Source organism: uncultured Chryseobacterium sp., from assembly GCF_913776365.1.
GTDB lineage: Bacteria > Bacteroidota > Bacteroidia > Flavobacteriales > Weeksellaceae > Chryseobacterium.
Map to the genome: position 1 here is coordinate 1 of NZ_CAJYMO010000284.1, position 6,042 is coordinate 6,042.

Annotated in this window: 5 protein-coding genes; all 5 read right to left on the minus strand. The window is 48.1% G+C overall.

Translation table 11 applies throughout. The features are described 5' to 3' along the window. Window positions 1-597 (minus strand): alpha/beta hydrolase (locus QZ735_RS14925; RefSeq protein WP_294249906.1); only part of this gene is annotated, 597 nt, incomplete at its 3' end. Window positions 598-609: 12 nt separating this feature from the next. Further along, complete coding sequence (locus tag QZ735_RS14930) at window positions 610-2,277, minus strand: glycoside hydrolase family 28 protein (protein ID WP_294249909.1); 1,668 nt, start codon at window positions 2,275-2,277, stop codon at window positions 610-612. A gap of 116 nt (window positions 2,278-2,393) precedes the next feature. Next, window positions 2,394-4,034: a glycoside hydrolase 43 family protein gene (locus QZ735_RS14935; protein WP_294249911.1), complete on the minus strand. Its 1,641-nt coding sequence runs from the start codon at window positions 4,032-4,034 to the stop codon at window positions 2,394-2,396. 124 nt (window positions 4,035-4,158) lie between these two features. Next, on the minus strand, window positions 4,159-5,418 hold the full coding sequence (locus tag QZ735_RS14940) for a glycoside hydrolase family 88 protein (RefSeq protein ID WP_294249913.1): 1,260 nt from the start codon (window positions 5,416-5,418) through the stop codon (window positions 4,159-4,161). Window positions 5,419-5,430: 12 nt separating this feature from the next. After that, window positions 5,431-6,042, minus strand: a 612-nt coding sequence (locus QZ735_RS14945) for a DUF4861 family protein (RefSeq protein WP_294249915.1), incomplete at its 5' end; no start/stop codon positions are given.

Below are 6,042 nucleotides of genomic sequence, written 5' to 3' on the forward strand. Positions count from 1 at the left end.
ATGAATGAAGGAAACAATCCCGTCTACATTTACGATTGCCTGTATCTGATGTCCGGCTCTTACCCCGACCAGCGTGGCGATCTGTGCCCCTGCAGATTCTCCCATAACGGCTGTTTTGTTTTTGTTCAGACGGTATTTCCGGTAATTTTTCTTCAGCCATGCAATGCCGGTACCGATATCTTCCACACCGGCAGGGTAGGGCGCGGCATCCGCCAGCCTGTAGCCTATGGCAATGACCACATACCCTCTTGAAGCAAGCTCCATCGCCATGAATTTTTCATTTTCCCTGCTTCCTGAAATCCAGCCGCCGCCATGAACCATGGCCACCCCGGGATATGTTCCGGAACGGTTTTTTGGATAATACACATCGGCTTTGAGAGAAAGTCCGTTGATATGGGCATATTCCACATCCTTATCGATGCTGATGTTTTGCGGCACCGGCCGGTCGATGGGAGTGATGAATGGATATTTTTTTTTGAATTTTTCAAACGTACCTTCGTTGGTATACGGAGTGGCATTCGGACGTTGTACCTGTCCGAATGCCATGGTTCCCATTAAAAAAATAGAAATATAAGTAGTTTTTCCTTTACAGATCATCCGTCCTGAGTTTTATTGTACTGCATTTTTATCAACATCGGTCCCGATGGAAACCAGGGTTTTATCCGCCCTGATTTCTTTCGGCAGCGACACTGCTGATGTCTTACTTCCCAGTACTTTCACATAAGGCTTGCCGGCCGATTCAAATTTTACGGTGGAAAGATTGATGTTTTTACTGTTATACACCGTAGCTCCCGTTCCTCCGGAATATTTCAGCTTCACGTTTTTCAGCTGGATTCCGTCCGCATCCACAATGGTTAATGCTTTTTTCGTATCAAACTGCGAATCTTCAATCACGATATTCTTAAGATTCATTTCCGCGAGTCCGTATAAGGTAATTGCTTCATCAGAATTCACGGCGGTGATGTTCTTAAAGAAGATATTCCTGAAGACCGGCGTTTCCGCAGTTACCGGATAGGTCTTTTCCGGAGCTTTGTTGCCTTCTTTTTTCTGCCCGTCTTCCAGGACCGGCGAAGCACCTTCATAAAACATATTGAAGCCGATTACCTGGGTCGGGATATTGATCATGTCGATATTTTTAATGTAAATATTTTCCACGATGCCGCCCCGTCCGCGGGTGGTCTTGAACCGCAGCCCGATATCCGTCCCGATGAACGTACAGTCGGAAACGTGGATGTTCCTGGCACCTCCCGACATTTCACTGCCCACGACAAATCCGCCGTGGCCGTGGTAGACCACATTGTTTTTAATGATCACATTTTCCGTAGGCATGCCTCTTTTCCTGCCGTCTTCGTCCTTTCCGGATTTAATGCAGATAGCATCGTCGCCCACATCAAAGCTGTTGTCATAGATCAGCACGTTTTTGCAGGATTCCAGGTCGACCCCGTCCCCGTTCTGCGAATACCATGGGTTTCTTACCGTCAGGTTCCTTAAAATAACATTGGAGCACATCAGCGGGTGGAGGTTCCAGGCCGGCGAGTTCTGGAAGGTAGGGCCGTCCAGCAGGACCTTGTCACAGCCTACCAGGCTTACCATCACCGGACGGAGGAAATCTTTTACTGTTACCAGCTGGTCTCTGGAAATCTTATCAGGAACATTGAAATTGGAACTGCTTTCCAGTCCTTTCTTATAGCTTTCGGATGGATACCAGTTTTTGCCGTCGGAGGAAAGGATTCCGCCGGATGCGGTGATCTCCTTCCACTGGGATTCCGAGACCTTGCTTTTTTTAACGGCCCGCCAGGCATCGCCGCTGCCATCGATCACTCCTTTTCCCGTAATGGCAATATTGGTGGCGTTCTTTGCAGAAATAGGCGACTGGCAACGGATGGTGTTCAGTCCTTCAAAGCTTACGTCCATCAGCGGGTAATCGTTTTTATCTTTGCTGAAAATCAGGAATGCGCCTTCTTCCACATGGAGGTTGATGTTGCTTTTCAGTTCGACCGGCCCGGTGAGCCACATGCCGCGGGGAACCACCAGTTTCCCGCCGCCTTTCCTGCTCAATTCGTCAATGGCCTTACGGAAGGCTTCCGTATTTTTTACCGTTCCGCCGGCAACACCGCCGAACTGCGTAAGAGAAACCGTGTTTGCAGGAAAAGAAGGTTCCGCCACTTCAGGCATCCTGAACTCAATATTTTTATAGATCGCTGTATTCTGGCCCAATACCTGTGCTGAAAATAACAGGGCTGCTGCCCATCCGATCATTTTAAAAGACTTCTTCATTTATTTCTTTTGAGTTTGTTTTATTTTAATTTTACCGCAGATGGAAGATTTCCTAAAAATCGTGTTTATATTTTATTGGATCCATATCTTATGATATAAGTGCGATCTTTTCCGGCTTAATTTTTTGTGATCCTGAACCAGTCGAAATCCGCATAACCGCCACGCGGGGCTTTTGAGGTGCTGATGCTGTAAAGACCTACTTTGGCACCAATCCATTTCCCGGGCCTGGCCTGGAAGACATCACCGGCTTTTATAAAATCTTTGCCGTTTTCGCTGTAGCTGAACCGGCATCTGCCGTTCGGTTCGTTCACATTGACTTTCAGATAGGCTTCGTTGCCTTTCAGCCGGGTTTCAAACAGGATTGTTTCTTCCCCGCCTTTATCTGCTTTTTCCGCTTTTCTCACCTGAAGATAAAATCCGTCGGGCTTATTCGTAATTACGATGGACTGATGATCCAGGCCCATTACCAGCAATCCGGCGGTTTTCCCTTCTTTGGCTTCTTCCGGGATCAGCTTTACTTTCGTGATGGCTGCAAATTCCGGAGCCGGGAATTTCTGGGTCAAAAGATGGGGGACATTCCACAGGTTCTTTTCCCCTTCCGGGACTTTCATTGAAAATAATCTTAAAAAATTCTGTCCGGGAAGCTTGGAAGACCAGACGATATTTTCATTGGCGCTCCATTGCCATTGCAGGCCCAATTTTTCACCGTCAAACTCATCAGTTTCTGCCGGAGTAACGGTGGGGTAGGTTTTACCGACATCGGGTTTTTTATGGGTGAGAACCGGTTCGCCGATCCCGTTTTTATTGTTGTCTGTTCCTATCACAGGCCAGTCTTTTTCCCATTTCATCGGCTGCAGGTGAACCACTCTTCCGCCGGCATCCACATCCTGGAAATGATAGAACCAGTTTTCTCCCGAAGGCGTATCCACCCAGGCACCCTGATGCGGCCCGTTGATTTTTGTTGAGCCCTGTTCAAGGACTGTTTTTTCTTCATAGGGCCCGTAAATATTTTTTGACCGTAATACCAGCTGCCATCCCGTGGCCACGCCGCCGGCCGGGGCAAAAATATAGTAGTAGCCGTTTCTTTTGTACATTTTCGGGCCTTCCACCGTCGGATGCGCGTCATGGCCGTCAAAGACATGGGTTCCTTTATCGAGCACTTTTGTTCCTTCGGCATTCATCCGGTTGAGGGTCAGCAGGCTTTTTACGCCGGCCCGGCTTCCTGCCCAGCCATGAACCAGGTATGCATTTCCGTCTTCATCCCAGAACGGGCAGGCGTCAATCAGGCCTTTGCCTTCCATTACGAGAACCGGCTTCTCCCATGGACCGGTCGGATCCTTGGTTTTCACCCTATAGATCCCAAAATCGGGATCCCCCCAGTAGATATAGAATTCACCCTTATGGAAACGCAGGCTGGGTGCCCAGATGCCGTCGCCCCTTTTCGGAACGGAGAAATAATCGTTGGGCAGCACATCGGTAACGGCATAATTCACCAGCTTCCAGTTCACCATATCTTTGGAGTGCAGAATGGGAAGCCCCGGCGCCTCATTGAAGCTTGAGGCGGTCATATAATAATCTTCTCCCACCCGGATCGCATCCGGATCAGAATAATCCGCATACAGGACCGGGTTTTTGTAGGTGGTTCCCCGGTCCGCCGTCCATACTTCGGAAACGTAAGGTTTTTCCTGTGCGTTCAGGTATGCTGAAGCGGCTGAGACGAGAGCAATGGCTGTTATGTGTACAATGTTTTTCTTCATAAATCCGGACATTTCATAATAGGTTTGGCTAAAGCCGGTTATTGTATGTCATAAGTTGAACGGGCTAAAGCCCATATCTGCTGATACAATATCCATCTTCATCTTCCTTTCTGATTAAAATCAATTATTTTTCAAACTCCAGGCTGGCCAGGATAAACGGTCCCGTACCTTTTGCATCATTGGAGCGGATTTCTTCATTGATATAATATTCATAAGATCCGTCGCGGTAAGGTTTTCCGCCTAAACCCGCCACAGCACAGCATTTATTTAAGTTCACCACGCCATCCGGATCTACCGTAATCAGGTTTTTAATAATCCCGTCATAGCCCTTTTTGGCATATGCCTTATATGATTTCGGCAGATAGCCTTTGTTTACCGATTTGATCATGGTGTAGACAAACATCGCCGAGGCCGTTGCTTCGGTATAATTGCCTCTTTCCAACGGTTTATCCAGCACCTGGTACCAGAGCCCGTTGTCTTTATCCTGGACTTTAATGATGGCATCTGCATAGGACCGGAGATAGGAAACCAGTCTCTCCCTGCCCGGGTGGTTCTGCGGCAGGTAATCCAGTACATCAACCATGGCCATACCGTACCAGCCCATGGCCCTTCCCCAGAAATTCGGTGAAAGCCCGGTCTGCTTGTCTGCCCAGGCCTCTTTCTTACTTTCGTCCCAGGCATGGTAAAGGAGCCCGGTTTTTTTGTCCAGCAGATTCTTCTGTACGGAATCGAACTGGAAAACGATGTCATCGTACGCTTTTGCGGCTTCAGCTCCCTTGGTGAAATCGCGGGTATAATGGGTATAAAAAGGCATTCCCATATAAAGGCCGTCCAGCCATACCTGATACGGGTATATTTTTTTGTGCCAGAAGGAGCCTTCTTTGGTCCTCGGCTGTCCGTCAATCTGCCGGCGGAGCGTCTGAAGGGCTTTCAGGTATTTTTCCTTTTTTTCTTTTTCATAGAGGTAGAGGAGAACGTTCCCGCTGTTGAGGAGGTCAATGTTGTATTTTTCAAGCTCATAGGTTAGGATGGTTCCGTCTTCCTGCACCAGTTTTTCACCGAAGCCGCTGATGTAGTCACTGTATTCTTTTTTACCGGTTTTGGCGTATAACTGTTCGGCACCGTCAAGGACGATAGCGGAAGGGTAGGTCCATTTCGGGCTTTTGCTGAAATCCAGCATCCAGGCCTCAGGGAAGCGGTGCATTTCGGAGCGCATCATTCTTTCGGACCATTTCAGGTTGGCCGGCACCACTTTTCCGGATTGCGGTCCGGAAGTTTCCGTTGTCGGCCGGGCTGCCATTTTCGATTGGGCGCAGGACAGGAAAATTCCGGAGCCTAAAGCCGTGAATGCCAGTAATTTTATGTGATGACTGATGAAATTCATATTTTTCTGATTTTAAAGGGTGTTGCTGTTATCTAAAGTTTCGAGTTTCTGATCCAGGTCCCGGTAAAAAGCTTCTTCCGTGGCAAGTCCGTCCGGTTCAGCCGACCAGGCGGCTAAAAAATAATACGATACCTTTTTCGTTTTCTTAAAAACGATGGCGTGGGTGGATTTCGTAGGTACGTATTGGTTGAAACTGTCAAGAGGATAGAAGACTGCCATGCCCAGACGGTCGTCTTTTTTTGTTTCGGTCTGCTTACCGTAAGTGGCCAGGTACGCCCATTTTTTATTTTTACTGATAGCCTGTTTTGCCGGGATATTTTTAAAAGCTACGATTCCGGTACATAATCCTGAAATGGAATGGCTCAGATGTAAATCCACCTTCACAAAACGGTCCCTGTTGAAGATGGTCAGCCTGGAATCCAGGTCGATGGCATCGCCCCAGGTTTTCCAGCCTTTGTAGCTGATGTCGGCATACGATAGTTCTTTTCCATTGACCACTCTGGCCGTCGTGCTTTTTACGGTTTTAAAGGTTTCCACATAATCATTCTGTTCATCGTATCTTCCATAAGAACCGATGCCGATGGTGCGGCCGGATTTCAGGATGTCCTGTCCCCAGGGTGCATC